15 protein-coding genes and 1 pseudogene are annotated in these 16226 nt (G+C 70.1%); 12 read left to right on the top strand and 4 right to left on the bottom strand.

Annotated features, from left to right (window positions below; genetic code table 11):
• Positions 1-311 precede the first annotated feature (311 nt).
• Positions 312-1334 carry an AraC family transcriptional regulator gene (locus ACZ3IC_RS20585; protein WP_467417998.1) on the bottom strand — a complete coding sequence of 341 codons (1023 nt, stop codon included), beginning with the start codon at positions 1332-1334 and terminating at the stop codon, positions 312-314.
• Positions 1335-1696: 362 nt separating this feature from the next.
• On the opposite strand from ACZ3IC_RS20585, the gene ACZ3IC_RS20590 reads away from it, so the two are divergent.
• Both ACZ3IC_RS20590 and ACZ3IC_RS20595 read left to right on the top strand, forming a co-directional pair.
• Positions 1697-2782, top strand: coding sequence for a TauD/TfdA family dioxygenase (locus ACZ3IC_RS20590; protein WP_467417999.1), 1086 nt, complete (start codon positions 1697-1699; stop codon positions 2780-2782).
• A gap of 32 nt (positions 2783-2814) precedes the next feature.
• Positions 2815-4320, top strand: coding sequence for a long-chain-fatty-acid--CoA ligase (locus ACZ3IC_RS20595; protein WP_467418000.1), 1506 nt, complete (start codon positions 2815-2817; stop codon positions 4318-4320).
• Between the two features lie 271 nt (positions 4321-4591).
• On the opposite strand, the gene ACZ3IC_RS20600 is transcribed toward ACZ3IC_RS20595, so the two are convergent.
• Positions 4592-5833, bottom strand: coding sequence for an MBL fold metallo-hydrolase (locus ACZ3IC_RS20600; protein WP_467418001.1), 1242 nt, complete (start codon positions 5831-5833; stop codon positions 4592-4594).
• Positions 5834-6310: 477 nt separating this feature from the next.
• Between ACZ3IC_RS20600 and ACZ3IC_RS20605 the strand changes: the two genes are divergently transcribed.
• The 7 genes and pseudogenes from ACZ3IC_RS20605 to ACZ3IC_RS20635 all read left to right on the top strand — a co-directional run bounded on the left by ACZ3IC_RS20605 (position 6311) and on the right by ACZ3IC_RS20635 (position 11487).
• Positions 6311-7933 (top strand): thiamine pyrophosphate-binding protein, encoded by a 1623-nt coding sequence (locus tag ACZ3IC_RS20605; RefSeq protein ID WP_467418002.1) that lies wholly within the window; start codon positions 6311-6313, stop codon positions 7931-7933.
• Complete coding sequence (locus tag ACZ3IC_RS20610) at positions 7930-9150, top strand: Glu/Leu/Phe/Val dehydrogenase dimerization domain-containing protein (protein WP_467418003.1); 1221 nt, start codon at positions 7930-7932, stop codon at positions 9148-9150. The genes ACZ3IC_RS20605 and ACZ3IC_RS20610 overlap by 4 nt, the downstream gene beginning before the upstream one ends.
• 166 nt (positions 9151-9316) lie before the next feature.
• A complete protein-coding gene (locus ACZ3IC_RS20615) occupies positions 9317-9667 on the top strand; it encodes a hypothetical protein (protein ID WP_467418004.1) in 351 nt (116 codons plus the stop codon).
• Positions 9664-9741, top strand: a pseudogene (locus tag ACZ3IC_RS20620) (hypothetical protein); the annotation flags it as partial. The gene ACZ3IC_RS20615 and the pseudogene ACZ3IC_RS20620, both read left to right, overlap by 4 nt.
• 238 nt (positions 9742-9979) lie before the next feature.
• Positions 9980-10381 carry a hypothetical protein gene (locus ACZ3IC_RS20625; protein ID WP_467418006.1) on the top strand — a complete coding sequence of 134 codons (402 nt, stop codon included), beginning with the start codon at positions 9980-9982 and terminating at the stop codon, positions 10379-10381.
• 160 nt (positions 10382-10541) lie between these two features.
• Positions 10542-11132, top strand: coding sequence for a TetR/AcrR family transcriptional regulator (locus ACZ3IC_RS20630; RefSeq protein ID WP_093893283.1), 591 nt, complete (start codon positions 10542-10544; stop codon positions 11130-11132).
• 223 nt (positions 11133-11355) lie between these two features.
• The gene (locus ACZ3IC_RS20635) at positions 11356-11487 is read left to right on the top strand and encodes a hypothetical protein (protein WP_467418007.1); all 132 of its coding nucleotides are present in this window, start codon (positions 11356-11358) and stop codon (positions 11485-11487) included.
• Positions 11488-11517: 30 nt separating this feature from the next.
• Here ACZ3IC_RS20635 and ACZ3IC_RS20640 read toward each other — a convergent pair whose 3' ends face one another.
• Together ACZ3IC_RS20640 and ACZ3IC_RS20645 are read right to left on the bottom strand one after the other, a co-directional pair.
• Positions 11518-12519 carry a DUF6745 domain-containing protein gene (locus tag ACZ3IC_RS20640; RefSeq protein WP_467418009.1) on the bottom strand — a complete coding sequence of 334 codons (1002 nt, stop codon included), beginning with the start codon at positions 12517-12519 and terminating at the stop codon, positions 11518-11520.
• An 86-nt stretch (positions 12520-12605) separates the two neighbouring features.
• A complete protein-coding gene (locus ACZ3IC_RS20645; RefSeq protein ID WP_114247858.1) occupies positions 12606-12932 on the bottom strand; it encodes a hypothetical protein in 327 nt (108 codons plus the stop codon).
• Between the two features lie 200 nt (positions 12933-13132).
• Here ACZ3IC_RS20645 and ACZ3IC_RS20650 point away from each other — a divergent pair, with 200 nt between their 5' ends.
• The 3 genes from ACZ3IC_RS20650 to ACZ3IC_RS20660 are packed head-to-tail and all read left to right on the top strand — an operon-like array spanning position 13133 to position 16202.
• Complete coding sequence (locus ACZ3IC_RS20650) at positions 13133-14089, top strand: STM4015 family protein (RefSeq protein ID WP_467418012.1); 957 nt, start codon at positions 13133-13135, stop codon at positions 14087-14089.
• Positions 14090-14095: 6 nt separating this feature from the next.
• Positions 14096-15067, top strand: coding sequence for an STM4015 family protein (locus ACZ3IC_RS20655; RefSeq protein WP_467418013.1), 972 nt, complete (start codon positions 14096-14098; stop codon positions 15065-15067).
• Positions 15048-16202 (top strand): STM4014 family protein, encoded by a 1155-nt coding sequence (locus ACZ3IC_RS20660; RefSeq protein ID WP_467418014.1) that lies wholly within the window; start codon positions 15048-15050, stop codon positions 16200-16202. The genes ACZ3IC_RS20655 and ACZ3IC_RS20660 overlap by 20 nt, the downstream gene beginning before the upstream one ends.
• The last annotated feature ends 24 nt before the right edge of the window (positions 16203-16226 follow it).

The raw sequence follows: 16226 nt of genomic DNA on the forward strand, positions 1-16226 counted from the left end.
GCGAGGAGCGGACGCGGGATTGCAGACGGGGTTCCCGGGCTCGCCGGTGTCTCGGATACGATCGGCGGGCCCGGGAGGGGAACATTCGGCTGCGGGCAGGGTGTCTGCTCGTTTTCGTGGGGTCGGCCATGTCCCTTGCGGTGAGGCAACGTTAAGGGCGGGTTAACGCGCGCGCTTGACCGAAGGTGACAGAAGACTTGCCGCTTGGGGACATGTCTTGCCCTCGCGGCCGTCGTCCCCGGACCCATGCAGGGGCATGCCGAGACGTGGCGCGAATGGTTGTTCCCAGCCCTGTGCAGAAACTGTGGTGGTCACTTTTCGCCGGAAGGCTGCTGCATGGCCCTGCGGACCCGCCACTCTCGCGGGCTGCAGCCGAACCGCTCGCGGAACCAGCGCGAGAAGGCACTCGGTGCCGAGAATCCCAGGAGCCCGGAGATCTCCGTGAACGAGCGGCGCGGGTTCGCCACGAGCTGCTCCGCAAGCTGGATACGTGTTGCGTTGAGAACGGAGGAGAACGTCTCGCCCAAGGCCGCCAGGTGCCGGTGGATCGTCCTCCGGTCGATGCCGAGGCTGTCTGCGACCTGCTCGATCGAACAGCGCCCGGTCGGCAGCAGGACTTCGATCAGCTCACGCACGCGGTCCAGCACGGTGGTGTCCTTCGAGACCGCGATGGACTCGAAATACTGCCGGGCGTAGGTCCGCAGCAGCGGGTCCGACATGGGGTTGGGAGCCTTGAGATCGCTGGCGTAGAAGACGATCCCGTTGAATTCCCGGTCGAATTCCACTACGGGGCCGAAGAGGCGCCGGTGGGTACCGGGATCCGTCGGCGCGTCGTGCGTGAAGCACACGGACAGCGGCTGCCACCGGGCACCGAGAAAGCTGCGGAGGACCCCGTGGAAGGCACCCACGGCCAGCTCCGTGGCCTGGCGGGCAGCCATGGCCTCACCCAGCTCGAGGCTCACCTTGACGGTGGCCAGGCCGTTCGCCCCGGAGAGCCGGCTGCGGAGCATCTCGTTGTACATGTGCTCATGGCGGACGAGAAGTTCGAGGGCGCTGCGGACATCGGGCTCGTCGCGCAGGACCAGACTGATGGGGCCGAGATTGGAGAAGCTGCGTCGCTCGGCGAGGAGCAGGCCGAAGTCCGCGCGCCGTGAGGCGGCCGCCGAGAGTTCGAGCAGCTGGGCGACCGCCACGCCGGGGATCCATCTGTCCTGGACCGCGAGGCCGACAGGGTCCAGGCCCACACGCTTCATCAGGGCCCTCGCATCGATGCCGAGCGACTGGCTGACCTCGACATAGTTGTTCAGCGCTGCATTGCGGACAAGAGGCTTCATGGGCGCGCTCCAGAGGGGGCTTTGTCCCCAAGTGATAAGTGAGATGTCACGTCACGTCAAGCCATGGGCCACGTCGTGACCTAGCGTTGCACCGCTGCGGTGACTCCGCCTGGATACGGCGTCCCGGCCGATCGAAAATCCAGCGGAGGACACCATCGCAAACCGTCCAAGTGTTTACCAGCCCTGAAAAATCGGCACGGAATTTCCTGCAGATCAATGAATTCGGGGCAATGACGCGCACCGAAGCCGTCAGGATTCTTCGGCCAGGAAAGGAGACACGTCGTACGCGCATTTTCTGTTCCCAGTCGGCATGGAGCCGCACACGAGATTGAAGAGAGACGTACGACCTGAGAGAGGTCACCATGACGAGCGTGGTCAACGTGCTGCGTCGGCCCTGTACCGGGCCGACCGTGTGGACGGGTCCGGCCCTGGAGGACTCCGAGGAATGGGTCCTGCGGCTCTCGCCGGCGCAGATCGACGAACTCGAGGCGGCCCTTCGTGCGGTGCGTGAGCGGGGCATTCCGCTGCTGAAGGTGACCGCCGACGACTTTCCGCTGCCGACCCTGGCCGGCGAGCTGGAACGCATAGCTGACGTACTGGAAAACGGACGCGGATTCGTGCTCGTCAAACGTATTCCGGTCGAGCGTTACAGCCAGGCAGCGGCGAGCACGATTTTCTGGGGAGTGGGCCGGCATCTGGGTGTTCCGGTGTCACAGAACGCATCGGGTCACGTGCTCGGCCACGCCCGGGACACCGGCCGTAGCCTTGCCGACCCGGGAACGCGCGGATATCAGACCAGAGCGAGGCTGCCGTTCCACACCGACGGATCCGATGCCCTCGGGTTGCTGTGCCTGCGAGCGGCCCGCTCCGGCGCGCGGACCGCCGTCGTCAGCTCGGCAGCGGTCTACAACGCCGTCCTGGCGCGGCGGCCGGATCTGCTCGAGCGAATGTACCGCACACATTTCCTCGACCGACGGGAGGAGCAAGCGCCCGGCGAGCGCCCGTACGCCGCGGTCCCGCTCGTGTCCTGGGGCGGGGGCAAGCTCAGCATGCGCTACAACCGCTGTTACCTCGAATCCGCACAGCGCTTTCCTGACGTTCCTCACTTGGAGCCGACGGACGTCGAACTGTTCGACCTCATAGACGCACTGGCAGCGTCACCCGAGCTCCGGCTCGAGGTCGACTTCGAGGTCGGCGACCTGCTGTTTCTCAACAACCATGCGGTTCTTCATTCCCGCACGGAATATGAGGACTTCGTCGAGCCCGAGCTGAAGCGCCACGTCCTGCGGCTGTGGCTGGCCATGCAGCAGGGACGCGGCCTGCCGCCCGACTTCTGGGGAAATCCGCACAGCACCGGCGCCGGGCCCGATCGCGGCGGGGTTGCCCCGCGCGACGTGATCGCGACACAGAACTCCGCAGGCCTCGGCGGCTGCCGGCACCGACGATGACCGCCACCAGCCCAGATCGAAGAGGAATCCGAATGAACAACCTCGCCATGCTCCTGGCCGAATCCGCCTGGGCCGACGGCGACCGCGTCGCCGTTCGCCAGGATGAGATCGCCCTCACCTATTCCCAACTCAGCGACGCGAGCGCCCGGTTCGCCACACTGTTGCAGACCCAGGGCGTCCGGCCGGGCGATCGCGTCGCGTTGGTCATGCCCAACGTCATCAGTTTCCCGGTCGCGTACTACGGCATCCTCCGCTGCGGTGGCGTGGTGGTGCCGATGAATCCGCTGCTGAAGGCCCGTGAAATAGCCTTCGCTCTCCGGGATTCCGGATCGAGGGTCGTGGTGACATTCCCGCGGTGCGCGGACGAGGTCGCAATGGCCGCGGCGGAAGTCGGGGCCGACTGTCTGGTCACCGACTCGGCCGCGTTCGACACCCTGGTGCAGGCCACCGAACCGATGCCCCGGGTCGCCGACCGGGCGGAGGACGACACTGCCGTGATCCTCTACACATCGGGCACGACAGGAACCCCGAAGGGCTCCGAGCTGACCCACCGCAACCTGATGACCAACGCGGCCACTGCGGCCGAGACGCTGCTCCACGTCGGGCCGGCCGACGTACTGTTCGGGGGCCTGCCACTGTTCCACGCCTTCGGGCAGACCTGCGCTCTCAACACTGCCGTCGCCGCGGGCGCCACCCTGACCTTGCTGCCGCGGTTCGAGCCGGCCAAGGCGCTGGAGATCATGTATAAGGACGGGGCCACCATCTTCCTGGGCGTCCCCACGATGTACACAGCCCTGCTCCACACCGAGATCCCCGACGGCTACGACCTCTCACGACTGCGCCTGGCCGTTTCCGGCGGTGCTTCCTTGCCGGTCGAGGTACTGCACGGCTTCGAACGGGAATTCGGCGTCACGGTGCTGGAGGGCTACGGGCTTTCGGAGACTTCGCCCGTCGCGTCGTTCAACCCTCCGGACCGGCCACGCAAGGCCGGCTCGATCGGCCTCCCGATCCGCGGGGTCGAGCTCAAGCTCGTGGCGGACGACGGCACCGAGGTGGGCCCGGGCGAGGTGGGCGAGATCGCGATCCGCGGCGAGAACGTGATGAAGGGGTACTGGAATCGTCCGGATGCGACCGCGGATGCCATCCGGGACGGGTGGTTCCACAGCGGCGATCTGGCCCGTGTCGACGAAGACGGCTACTACTTCATCGTCGACCGGAAGAAGGACCTCATCATCCGCGGCGGATACAACGTCTACCCGCGTGAGATCGAGGAGGTGCTCTACGAACACCCGGCCGTCGCCGAGGCCGCAGTGGTCGGCGTGGAGCACGAGACCTACGGAGAGGAGGTGGCCGCCGTCGTGACCCTCCGGGACGGTGCACAGATCACGGCCGATGAGATACGCGACCATGTCAAACAGCGGGTGGCGGCCTACAAGTATCCGCGGATCGTCACATTCACCGACGTACTCCCCAAGGGAGCAACGGGCAAGATCCTCAAGCGGGAGATCGTCGTCGAGCAGAAGGCGTCCACGGACTGAACCGATCTGATTCGACGGCGAGACCACAGGAAGACGCTGCGTGCATAGCGGTGTGCGCAGCGCGGTGGGGTATCCGGTCGAGGGTCGGCGGGGAACCGGACAGCGCGGATCGTGGCGGATGCCTGCCAAGTCCTCGCTGTGGGGAGCCGGGCAGCGCGTCGTGGCAGATGCCTGCCAAGTCCTCGCTGTTCCGAGCCGGGTTACGGCTGGGTTCAAAGCCGCTGCGGGCGCTGTTCGCCGCCGATCGTGCCGAGGTCGTCCTCGCCCGCCGTCATCGATCACCCGCGAAGTCGAGATCGCTCCCGCGTGCCTCAGCAGAGGCCTGAACCTGCTCGGGTCGACGCCACGGGTGCACCATCGGCTGCGACACAGCCCGCCACCAGGGATCCGTGGGGAGGCTTCCGGCAGGCTCGAAGGGCTCACCGGGCCGCGGGAAGGCGGCGGCCTGCCCGGCCTCCTCCGCGGCATCCTTCGTCCACTCCCCCGGTTCCGCCCACGCATGCAGCGCCAGGTTGAAGGTGCCCCAGTGGATCGGCAACAGCACCCCGTGCGGCTTGGAGCCCTGCAGGTCAAGGTGAGCCTGGACCCCCTGCGGGGGCGACATGTGAATGTCCGGCCACGCGCCCGGCATCGGCGTACAGTCCGTGTGATTCTCGGGCCAGTAGTCGGAGTACGCACCGATCTGGATCATCGTCGCGTCGAACGGGCCGTGGTCGGCGCCGATGTCCTTGAAGCCGGGGAAATAGCCGGTGTCACCGCTGTGGTAGATCCGGTGCTCGGGTCCCGCGACGGCCCAGGACGCCCAGAGTGTGTGCTGCTGGTTGCGCAGACCGCGGCCGCAGAAGTGCCGGGCCGGGGTGGCGGTGAGGCTGATCCCGGCGATCTTCGTGGTCTCGTTCCAGTCCAGTTCGCGCATCCGGTCGGCGGACACTCCCCACCGCTCCAGATGGGCACCGACTCCGAGGGGGACGGCGAACACCGTGTCCGTGCCCGCGAGGGCCCGGATCGTCGGCAGATCGAGGTGGTCGTAGTGGTCGTGGGAGATCACCACCGCGTCCACGGGGCCCAGCGCGGCGAGCGGCAGCGGCACGGGGTGCAGCCGTTTGGGCCCGGCGAAGGCGAAGGGCGAACAGCGCTCGCCCCACACCGGGTCGAAAAGCACCCGCCGGCCATCGATCTCTGCGAGCACACTGGAATGACCCATCCAGGTGAGCCGCAGCCCGGAGACGGGCGGCTCGCCGAGGTCGGCGTAGGTGGTGGCGTGGACGGGCACGGTACCGACCGGCGCCCTGCGTGCCCGCTCCTCCTTGCGGAAGTAGACCTTCGCGAACTCCAGGGCGGATTGGGACGGCCTGGTCCGTTCCCCCACCGGGTTCTGGAAGACGCCGTCGGCGAAGTTGGGCGAGCGGCGGATGCGCTGCATGCGGGCACCGCCCGGATCGGCGCCGAATGCGGCGGGGCGAAGCGAACGCATTCGGGTGCGGAGTGGAAAAAAGGGGTCAGCGCCGGTCACAACATCTCCTGCGGGAGTCGGTGTCGTCTCATTATGGGCGGCGGGTGCGACACCGCGAGACCGGAACGGCCGACGGGCTGATCGCCGGGCCGGGTGCTGTCCGTTCTCCTCGCCGAGCAGCCCGAGCAGCGCGTCCTGCTGTGCGTCGAATCCCGTCATGCCGCATCCGACATCCGACATCCGCACCCGCACCCGCACCCGCACCCGCACCCGCACCCTCCACAGGATTCCGCGCCCGGCCGCACTTCCGTGTCACATCCGAGGGGCCCACGCCCGTCACACCCGTGAACGCAGCCCGTCGACGGCGTCCCACGGCGCCGCCGGACGGCATCCGAGCCGTACCGACCGACGCGGTCCGGCCACTGAACGACGGTTCAGCAGTGGCCGCGTTGACAGGGGTCCTCCCAGCTCCCGATACTGACCGGCGGTTCAGTAAATCGACCTGTTGGTATCGACCGGTCAGTGAAGGGAGGCAGCGTGTCCGAGCAGACGGGAAGCGCGTCGTCCACCGGTGGCGAGGCCGTGGTCCGCGCCCTGGCAGCACACGGGGTCACCAGGGCGTTCGGGATTCCGGGAACGCACAACCTGGAGATCTACCGGCACCTGGCCCCGTACGGGATCGCGCATGTCACACCAAGGCACGAACAGGGCGCGGGATACGCGGCCGATGCGTACGCCCGCGTCACCGAGCGGCCCGGGGTGGCGATCACCACCACCGGGCCTGCCCTCCTGAACATCACGGCAGCGGTCGGCCAGGCGTATTCGGACAGTGTGCCGCTGCTGGTCGTGTCGCCCGGGATGCCGTTGCGCCATCCCCGCCTGCCGACCGGTCTGCTGCACGAGATGCGCAGCCAGACCGAGGCGCTGCGCGCGGTCGCGGCGTTCAGCCACCGGGTGTCTTCGGTCGCGGAGATCGGCTCGGCGGTGGCGCGGGCGTTCACCCTGTTCCGTACGCAGCGGCCGCGGCCGGTCCATGTCGAGGTGCCGCTGGATCTGCTGGAGACGGCTCAGTCGGCGGGTCCGGTGCGGCTCACGCCACCGCTGTCCGCCCCGGGCCCGGACCGGAACGCTGTCCGGGACGCGGCCCGGTTCCTGCGGTCGGCCCGGCGGCCCGCGCTGGTCCTCGGCGGGGGAGCCCGGTCCGCGTCCGTCGAGTGCAGGGCGCTCGCCGAGGCGCTGGCCGCCCCGGTCGTCACCACCGCCAACGGCAAGGGGATCGTCGACGAGACGCATCCGCTGTCGCTCGGGGTGTCACTGCACAGCCCGTCCGTACAGAAGTGGCTGGCCGACTGCGACGCGGTGCTCGCGGTCGGCACCGAGCTGGCCGAGTCCGATCTGTGGGCCGCGCCGCCGGCGCTGAGCGGCACGCTGATCCGGGTCGACATCGACCCCGCCCAGATGTACGCGGGACTGCCCGCCGATCTGGCGCTGGTCGGCGCGGCGCACCCCACGCTGGAGGCACTGCGGAAGGCGCTGAAGGAAGCAACCGGGGACTCGGGTACGCCGGACAGTGCCGCCGCGGTCCGGGCGCTGCGCGCCGCGCGGGATGCCGAGACCGCCGAGCGCGACGCCCGCTGGGTGCCGTATCTGCGCGCCGCACGGGCCGTGCTGGACGCCGACGCGATCTGGACCTCGGACAGTGCGCAGTGCTGCTACTACGGCGCCCTGCCCCATCTGCCCATCGGCCCGCGAGGGCGCTATCTGCACCCGACCGGCTTCGGCACGCTCGGCTACGCGCTGCCCGCGGCGATCGGCGCGAAGACCGCGTACCCCGACCGGCAGGTCGTGGCGCTCAGCGGGGACGGCGGGCTGCAGTTCTCCGTGCAGGAGCTCGCCACCGCTGCCCAGCTGGGGCTGCCGCTGCCCGTCGTGGTGTTCGACAACGGGGGTTACGGGGAGATCCGCGCCGAGATGACGGCGCGCGGCGACACCCCCACGGGCGTCGATCTGCCGTCCGTCGACCTGCCCGCGCTGGCGCGGGCGTACGGCGGCCACGGCGCCCGTGCCGACACCCCCGAGGCGCTCGCCCGCGCCCTGTCCCAGGCCCTGACCACTCCTGGGCCCACCGTGATCACCGTGACCGAGGAGACCCCCCGATGACGACACCTCCGGTGTCCCGCCCCGCCGCCCCGTCCGCCCCGCTGGTTTCGCTCACCTGGACCGACCACGTCACCGGCCGCCAGGGGCACCTGGTGATCGACCGGCTGGTGCGCGGGGTGTCCAGCGGCGGACTGCGGATGCGGGCTGGCTGCACCCTCGACGAGGTGGCGGGGCTGGCCCGCGGCATGACGATGAAGGAGGCCCTCCACTTCGACGCCGATGACATCGGGGCCCGTTACATACCGCTGGGCGGCGCCAAGGGCGGCATCGACTGCGACCCGCGCGCCCCGGAGGCCTACGGCGTACTGGTGCGCTATCTGCGGGCCGTGCGCCCGTACATTGAGAACATGTGGACGACGGGCGAGGACCTGGGACTCACCCAGGACCTCGTGGACCGGGCGGCGGCCGAGGCCGGGCTCGTCTCCACGGTCCAGGCCGTCCATCCGCTGCTCGACGACGAGACGGCGGCCCGGCAGCGTCTCGCCGACGCATTCGCCGTCGAGGTGGACGGCATCGGGCTCGACGCGCTGGTCGGCGGCTGCGGGGTCGCCGAGTCGGCGCTCGCGGCGCTGGACCGGGCGGGCGTCCCGTACCGGGAGGCAAGGGTCTCCGTACAGGGGCTCGGCACCATGGGCGGGGCGACGGCGCGTTTCCTGGCGCGGGCCGGGCTGACCGTGGTCGCCGTGGCCGACATCAAGGGCACGATCGCCAATCCGGCCGGCCTGGATGTCGAGGCGCTGCTGGCCGCCAGGGACGGGTACGGGACGGTGGACCGCGGCGCGCTCCGGGACGGGGACCGGGAGCTGCCCGCGGACGCATGGCTGGAGCAGGAGGCCGAGATGCTGGTACCAGCAGCCGTTTCGTACGCGATCGACGCTTCCAACCAGGCGCGGATTCGGGCTCGTTGGGTCGTCGAGGCGGCGAACATGCCGGTGCTCGCGGAGGCGGAGGCACTGCTCGCGGCGCGCGGGATCACGGTGCTGCCGGATGTGGTCGTCAACTCCGGTACGAACGCCTGGTGGTGGTGGACACTGTTCGGTGACATCGGCGCTGACGCCGACGAGGCGTTCGAACACACCCGCCGCTCGATGCGGGCCCTGATCGACCTGATGCTGGCCCGCGCCGAGGCCGACGTCTGCACCCCGCGGGCCGCCGCGCATGCCATCGTCGCCGACCGGCTGCCGGTGATGGCGCAGCGGTTCGGCTGGTACCACTGAATCCAACTGCACCGGCGCTCAAGGCCGTTACGGCGATCACCCAGGTGTACGGCGGGTAGCTGCCATGGCAGCTACCCGCCAGCCCCGACCTCCAGCTCAAGGCAGTCATGCTCCTGACATGCTCACCTCACCACCCCCTGAAAACATACGAGTTCACGAGCTGAGAATGAGACGGACCAGATGGGCGGCGGTCTGCGCCACCGCACTTGCCGCCGCCCTTGCCGGTGGAACACTGCCCGCCGCCGACAACACACCCGCCTTCGCCGCCCCGTCCACATCCTCGGAGGCGGGCGGCGCGAGCGGCACCGTCACCCTGCTGACCGGCGACGTGGTGACGTACTCCGGCCGTGGGGGCGACGTACAGATCAGCTCGATCGTGCCGGGAACCGGCCGCGAAGGCATGGGCTTCACCCGCTTCCGGGCCGGGGGCCACGAGTACGCGGTACCGATCGACGCCATGGGCCAGATCTCGTTGCCGTTCTCGGCACCGGCTACGACCGGGACCACCCCGATCTGAAGAGCGCCGTCGTCGCCTCGCGGGACTTCACCGGAGACGGCGACGTGCAGGACATGCAGGGCCACGGCACCCATGTGTCTTCGATCACCGCCGGCTCCGGGGCCGCCTCCGAGGGCCGGTACGCGGGTGTCGCGGGCACCGGGCCGAGACGGCACCGGGTGCGGAAAGCGGGAGCACGGTCCTGGCGGACGACAACGGAAAGGTGCTGGCCCGCAATGCCGCACCGGGACGCGCCACATTCGACCTGCCGCGCAGGACTGGTACCGGCTGACCGTCGATGCCACGCGTACGTCGCCGGATCCGGTGACCTGGATGCTCGGGACCAGGGTCACCAGCGAGTGGCGTCTTCGCTCCGGGCACGAGCAGTCGGCCGCACCGGCCCGGCTGCTGGACCTCGAGTACCGGCTGCCGCTCACCGGCGAGAACGCGGCCGACCCCGCGAAACCGCTCGACTACACGGTCGGTCTCTCCGCACAGGGCAGCCGGAAGGCGCTGCCCATCGCCTCGCTGAAGGTCTGGTACGCAACGGACGGCACCGACTGGAAGCAGGCCGCGGCGGCTCGTGGGGCGGACGGCCGCTGGAAGGTCACCGTGCCGGCCCTCGAGACCGCCAAGGTCGATCTGAAGTCCACCGTCACGGACACCTCCGGTGCTTCGCTGACGGAGACCCTGATCGACGCGTACAACTCCGGCTGCGCCGACATCTGGTGCTGACGGTGCAGGTCGGCGCCCCGGGCGTCGGGTGAGGCAGAGCCTGTCCGACGGTTCAGGGTCGGACAGGCCCCGGGGGCGGGGCCGCACGCGGCTCCGCCCCCGGCCTGCCCGGGCCCCGCACATTCGCTAGGGTGACGCGGTGGCAAGAGTGCGGTTGAGCGTGGCGGAACGACGCGAGGAGCTCCTGCGCGCTGCCGTCGAACAGATCGAGGTGCGGGGGGTCGCAGCGGTACGGATCGCCGACGTGGCCGCCGTGCTCGGTGTGAGCAATGCACTCGTGCTCTACCACTTCTCGACCAAGGAGAAGCTGGTCGCGGCCGCCTTCGCGCATGCCGCCGAGGCCGACCTCGCCCATCTGCGCAAGCTGCTGAGCCGCCGCACCAGTGCCGTACGACGGCTGCGCGCCGCCGTCCGCTGGTACGCCCCGACGGGCCAGGCCAAGGGCTGGCGGCTGTGGATCGAGGGCTGGGCGGCCTCACTGCGCGACCCGGCGCTGCGCAATGTGGCCGGCGATCTCGACCAGCAGTGGAAGGCGGAGCTGGCCGAGGTCATCGAAGAGGGCGCCGCCGCGGGTGAGTTCCACTGCGACGACCCGATGTCCGTGGCCTGGCGGCTGACCGCCCTGCTGGACGGTCTGGCCGTGCAGATGACGTCGTACGCGGGTCCGCTCTCCCGGGCCACGATGCTGGCCTGGACCGACGAGGCCCTCGCTCGCGAACTCGGCATCGACCGTGCGGCACTGACGGCCTGAATCGCGTACCCCCGCCGGGATCACCCCGGCGTGCCGGCTTCCCCGCGGTCCGGGTGGAGGACACCGAGCCGTACGGCGTCGCGTTCGGGCCGGATGGCGGCGACGCCGAAGACCCCGGCGGTGAGCATGACCGCGGCAGCGCTGAGGAAGGCTGGGGACGGAGGAGGACGCCTACTACATCCTCGACCCCCAAGGAGCCGAGGCGGCGTGCGGGGGACAGCGCATGTTCATCTCCCCCAAACTGGACCTGGTCGTCGCGCACTTCGCCTCCCAGGTCATGTCGCCCTCGGTCCCCCCGGCGCCGCTGGTCCAGGCCTTCATACGGATCGGCGCCCACCTCGACGCCGGGATCTGAAAGGCGCTCCGCCTGCTCGGCCGACGAAGGTCAGGTCTGGCGCAGGGGTGCGTACGCCTCCCCCTGGAGTCCGAACGTCCAGGCCACGCCCTCCTTCGCGGTCCTCGTGCCGGGCGGCACCCGGAGCCAGTAGGTGCGGTGGGTTCCGTCCGGCTCCGGGGTGGAGTTGACGACCTCGACCATCACCACGTCCTCGTCGCCGTCCAGCGCGATCCGCCAGAGGATGCCCGTCTCGTCCCGATGGACCGGCTCGGCGCCGGACTCGGTGAGGTAGCGGTCGTAGCCGTAGAACTCCAGCATCACGCGGCGCAGTTCCGCGTTCTCCTCCTCACGTATCCGCTCGGGGGTCAGGGAGTTGAGTTCCGCGAGGAATTCGGCGGGCACGGGCATGCCCCGCCAGGCGTGGAGCGCAAAGCCGTCGCGGTAGGCGAGCGCCGGGCCGTCCCCGCGGTCGAGCCGCCCGGCCTCGTCCCGGTGGAGCGCTTCGGGGCGCTCGCTTATCACCACGACGCGCTCGAAGGGCCACCACCAGCCCGCGTGCCGGGCCACCTCGGCAAGCCCGTTCAGCCGGTCGCCCCGGCCGTCGAATGCCGCGAGCCAGGCCGCGTCGTGCTGTCCCAGGACCGCGTCGAGCAGAACCAGCCGGACATCGGACTCGTCCTCCGGGCGCTCCGTCAGGTCCGCGACGACACCGGCCCTGATCCGCTCGGCGAGCGCCGCCGTGGTCTCCCAGAGCTGGGCCCCTGTCGCGGACCACAGGGCGGACCAGCCCGCCGGGCCCAGCTCGTCGTACATCCGGCGCCGCTCCTGCGCCCAGGGCCGGGTCCGTACCTCGTCACGCACCGAGCGTCCGGCGTCGACGAGCTTCTCGACGACCTCCACTGCGGCCCTGGGCGACTCGACCCAGACGATCCGCTCCGGCTCGGCAAGTCCTGCGCTTCGGTAGGCGAGCCGCAGCCCGTCCTCGGCCGCGGCCCGGTCCGCCGCGCCGGTCGCCGCTGCCACGGCCCGCCATGAGTCCACGTACTGCATCGGTTTTCCCCGTCCTCTGATTCTGTGTTCTGCGTCGTCGGTGTTCTGTGCTGTTCAGTGCTGCAGGCCGGGCGGGCCCGGCAGCGTCAGTCCGCAACGATGCGGACCGCGCCCGGGGCGTACTCCCGCTGGCGCACCACGCGGTACCAGCCCTTCGACAGCGGTATCGCCGCGTGCTCCTCGTGCACCACCCGCCCGCCTTCGGGGAGATGGAGCAGCATCGGCCCGAAGGCACCCGCCTCGCGCATCAGCCGACCCGGCCCCTGAACCGCATGGGCATGACCGGTGACCTCGCCCAGCGCGAGGATCATCCGCCCTCGGCCGTCCCTCGGTTCACCCGGCGCGTCCACAAGGTGCGCGGGCACCGCCGACTCCTCCAACGACACGATCAGTACATCGCCCTGCCGGTACACAGACGTCTCCCCTCGATGGCCGCACCCGCTGTGCCGGCCACGAAGAAAACGCTAAGGGGAGGGTCTGACAATCGACCGACGACCGGCTCCCACGGGTGTCGGTGGACATGCCACGGACGGTCCCCGGTCGCGCCGTTGTCAGTGCGGCTTGATAAACCTTGCGGACATCAGCCGTCCCCCAGTACCAGGAGCCCAGGGTCATGTCCGGTGTGGACCATCTGCACGAGTTGCTCGGCCTTCCCGCTGTCGACTTCCAGCACGCGACGAAGGAAACACCGGTGCAGGCCGCCGATGCGGCGGCCTGGCGCATCTCGGTCGATCCGTACGACGACGAGTGCGAGATGACCTGGGAGGAAGCGTTCCAGGCGTTTCTGACGGCGGTCGACCCGGCCGGTGTGCGGGCGCTCATCATCGGTCAGTGGGGCGAGTCCTACGAGGAGACCTCGTCCTACCCGATCGATCTGGTCATCGCCGCGGCCGACCGGCTGACCTCGCTGGAGGCCGTCTTCGTCGGCGACATCACGCCGGAGGAGAACGAGATCTCCTGGATCGAGCAGTCCGATGTCACCGCGCTGCTGACCGCGTTCCCCGGCCTGCTGGAGCTGGGCGTGCGCGGCGGCACGGATCTGGTCTTCTCCCCCACGAAGCACGAGCGGCTGCGTTCGCTGACCATCGAGACCGGCGGCCTGCCGGTCGGAGTGATCCGCGGCATCCTGGACAGCGAACTGCCCGCGCTGGAGCGGCTCGATCTCTGGCTCGGCGTCTCCGCGTACGGGGGCGACGCCGATGTGGCGGACTTGGCACCCCTGCTCTCCGGCTCCCGCTTCCCCCGCCTCCACCACCTCGGTCTGCGCAACAGCGAGGTGCAGAACGAGATCGCGGCGGCCGTCGGGGGTGCCCCGGTCGTCGCCCAGCTCCGCACCCTCGACCTGTCGCACGGCACGCTGGGTGACGAGGGCGCGGCGGCGCTGCTGGACGGCCAGCCGCTCACCCATCTCGAACGGCTGGATCTCCACCACCACTTCATGTCCGAGCCGATGGAGCGCCGGATCACTCAGGCGCTGGAACCCCATGGGGTGCAGGTCGATGTGTCGGAGCGCGAGGAGCCCTGGGGCGGTCGCGGTGCCGAAGGCCGCTACACCGCGATTTCGGAGTGATGCGCGATGACTGAGATCGAACACCCGGAGACGTTCCACGGCCTGCGCGTCCTGACCCTGCCGGGACCGGACCAGTCGCGCACCGGCCCTCTCCCTGCCGCCGACTCGGTCGCGTGGCGGCTGGAGAGCGCCTGGCAGGGCGATCTGACGTTCGCCGCACTGTGGCAGCACTTTCTCGACACGGTCGACACTTCGCGGGTACGGGCGCTGCTGATCGGTCCCTGGTGGCAGGAGGAGTACGAATCCTTCGCACCCGTCGTCGAGCTGCTGGCCGGCCATGCGGACCGCTTTCCGGCCCTGAAGGCGCTCTTCCTCGCCGATGTCGTCGGCGAGGAGTGCGAACTGTCGTGGCTTGAGATGTCCGACATCACCCCGGTGATCGAGGCGTTCGGACAGTTGGAGGAGTTGACGGTACGCGGGTGCGGCGAGCCGATCGACGGCATGGAGACGCTCGGCCTGCAGCCGGTGCGGCACAAGGCGCTCAAGTCGCTGCGGTTCGAGTCGGGCGGACTGCCGTCCGGCATCGTTCAGGCGATCGGAGCGTCGGAGCTGCCCGCGTTGGAGCGCCTCGAACTCTGGCTCGGCGTCATTGAGTACGGCGGGGACGCTACGGTCGAGGACCTCGCGCCGCTGCTGTCGGGGGCGGCGTTCCCGGCGCTGCGCCATCTCGGGCTGCAGAACAGCGAGATCCAGGACGAGATCGCGGCCGCGATTGCGTCCGCCCCTGTCGTGGCCCAGTTGGAGTCGCTCTCCCTCGCGATGGGAACCCTGGGCGACGAAGGCGCCGAGGCGCTGCTCTCGGGCCAGCCGCTCACCCACCTGGCCTCGCTGGATCTGCACCATCACTACATCAGCGACCCGTTGGTGGACCGCCTCAGGAACCTGCTCGGTTCCGACCGGGTGAACGGCGGGCTCCATGAGACCGAGTACTGGGATCCGGAAGAGGACGACGACCGCTATGTCGCCGTCAGCGAATAGCACAATCGGCCCGGCGCCGCGCTTCGCCGTCGTGGGTGTGCCCGGCAACCGCAGGGTCGCGCTCTTCCAGGACGCCGTGCGCGCCGCCGGGCTGCCGCCCGCGCGGGTCGTGCCCTGGCTGGACGTCCTGCGCGGAAAGGCCGCCTTCCGGCCGGGCGAGACCGTACGGATGGACTCGCCCGGCGAGGAGGCCGAGGTGGAGCGGCTGCTCCGGGCGGTCGACGATCCGACCAGGGTCGAGGGGACCGCCCTGTGGTACGCCCGGTTCACCACGGCCGTACGGGCGGTGGCGCATGCGGCTGCCGCTTCCGGTGCCGTGCTGCTCGACGACCCCGGCGAGGTCGCGGTGCTCTTCGACAAGCGGCTCTGCCATGCCGCGCTGGACAGCGCCAAAGTGCCCGTACCCGCGTCGCCGACCTCGGGAGCCGCGGCCCCCGTGGTGCGCGACTGGGCGGATGTACGCGAGCGCATGGCGACGCACGGCATGCCCCGGGCCTTTGTGAAGCTCGCACATGGCTCGTCCGCCTCGGGGGTCCTGGCCGTGGAGACAGCCGGGCCCGGCCGGGTCAGGGCGACCACGTCGGTCGAGCGGGACACGGCCGGCCGGCTCTTCAACTCGTTGCGGGTGCGTCGTTGCACGGCGGAGCGGGAGGTCGCGGCGATCGTCGACGCGCTCGCTCCGGACGGCCTGCACATCGAGCGCTGGCTGCCCAAGGCCTCCCAGCACGGCCGGGCAGCGGATCTGCGGGTCGTGGTGGTGGCCGGCCGGGCCACCCACGCCGTCGTACGCACCAGCCACTCCCCCATGACCAATCTTCACCTCGGCGGCGAGCGCGGAAGTCTCGACGGCGTCCGTGCGGCCGTCGAGGCCGCGGGCGGCAGCTGGGCCGAGGCCCTTGCCGTGTGCGAGCGGGCCGCGGCCTGTTTCCCGAACACACTGTGTGTGGGCGTCGATCTGCTGCCCGCGACCGGCTGGCGGCGCTTCGCCGTCGGCGAGGTCAACGCCTTCGGCGATCTGCTGCCACGGCTGACCGGACTTCCCGGCAGCGGAGCCGAGGACCTGGACACCTATGCGGCGCAGGTCGCCGCCGTACTGAACAGAGCAAGGAACCACCGTGCAACCGCCACTCCCTGACACCGCGCCCGCCTCCGTGGGCGC

It is taken from the genome of Streptomyces sp. NPDC002958 (assembly GCF_055563255.1).

What these genes read in the sequence shown, in the direction of transcription:
- ACZ3IC_RS20610 (WP_467418003.1), top strand. Translation starts at nt 7,930, where the DNA reads ATGACGACACCTCCGGTGTCCCGCCCCGCCGCCCCGTCCGCCCCGCTG.
- ACZ3IC_RS20655 (WP_467418013.1), top strand. Translation starts at nt 14,096, where the DNA reads ATGACTGAGATCGAACACCCGGAGACGTTCCACGGCCTGCGCGTCCTG.
- ACZ3IC_RS20640 (WP_467418009.1), bottom strand. Translation starts at nt 12,519, where the DNA reads ATGCAGTACGTGGACTCATGGCGGGCCGTGGCAGCGGCGACCGGCGCG.
- ACZ3IC_RS20625 (WP_467418006.1), top strand. Translation starts at nt 9,980, where the DNA reads ATGCTCGGGACCAGGGTCACCAGCGAGTGGCGTCTTCGCTCCGGGCAC.
- ACZ3IC_RS20650 (WP_467418012.1), top strand. Translation starts at nt 13,133, where the DNA reads ATGTCCGGTGTGGACCATCTGCACGAGTTGCTCGGCCTTCCCGCTGTC.
- ACZ3IC_RS20660 (WP_467418014.1), top strand. Translation starts at nt 15,048, where the DNA reads ATGTCGCCGTCAGCGAATAGCACAATCGGCCCGGCGCCGCGCTTCGCC.
- ACZ3IC_RS20590 (WP_467417999.1), top strand. Translation starts at nt 1,697, where the DNA reads ATGACGAGCGTGGTCAACGTGCTGCGTCGGCCCTGTACCGGGCCGACC.
- ACZ3IC_RS20595 (WP_467418000.1), top strand. Translation starts at nt 2,815, where the DNA reads ATGAACAACCTCGCCATGCTCCTGGCCGAATCCGCCTGGGCCGACGGC.
- ACZ3IC_RS20635 (WP_467418007.1), top strand. Translation starts at nt 11,356, where the DNA reads ATGTTCATCTCCCCCAAACTGGACCTGGTCGTCGCGCACTTCGCCTCC.
- ACZ3IC_RS20615 (WP_467418004.1), top strand. Translation starts at nt 9,317, where the DNA reads ATGAGACGGACCAGATGGGCGGCGGTCTGCGCCACCGCACTTGCCGCC.
- ACZ3IC_RS20585 (WP_467417998.1), bottom strand. Translation starts at nt 1,334, where the DNA reads ATGAAGCCTCTTGTCCGCAATGCAGCGCTGAACAACTATGTCGAGGTC.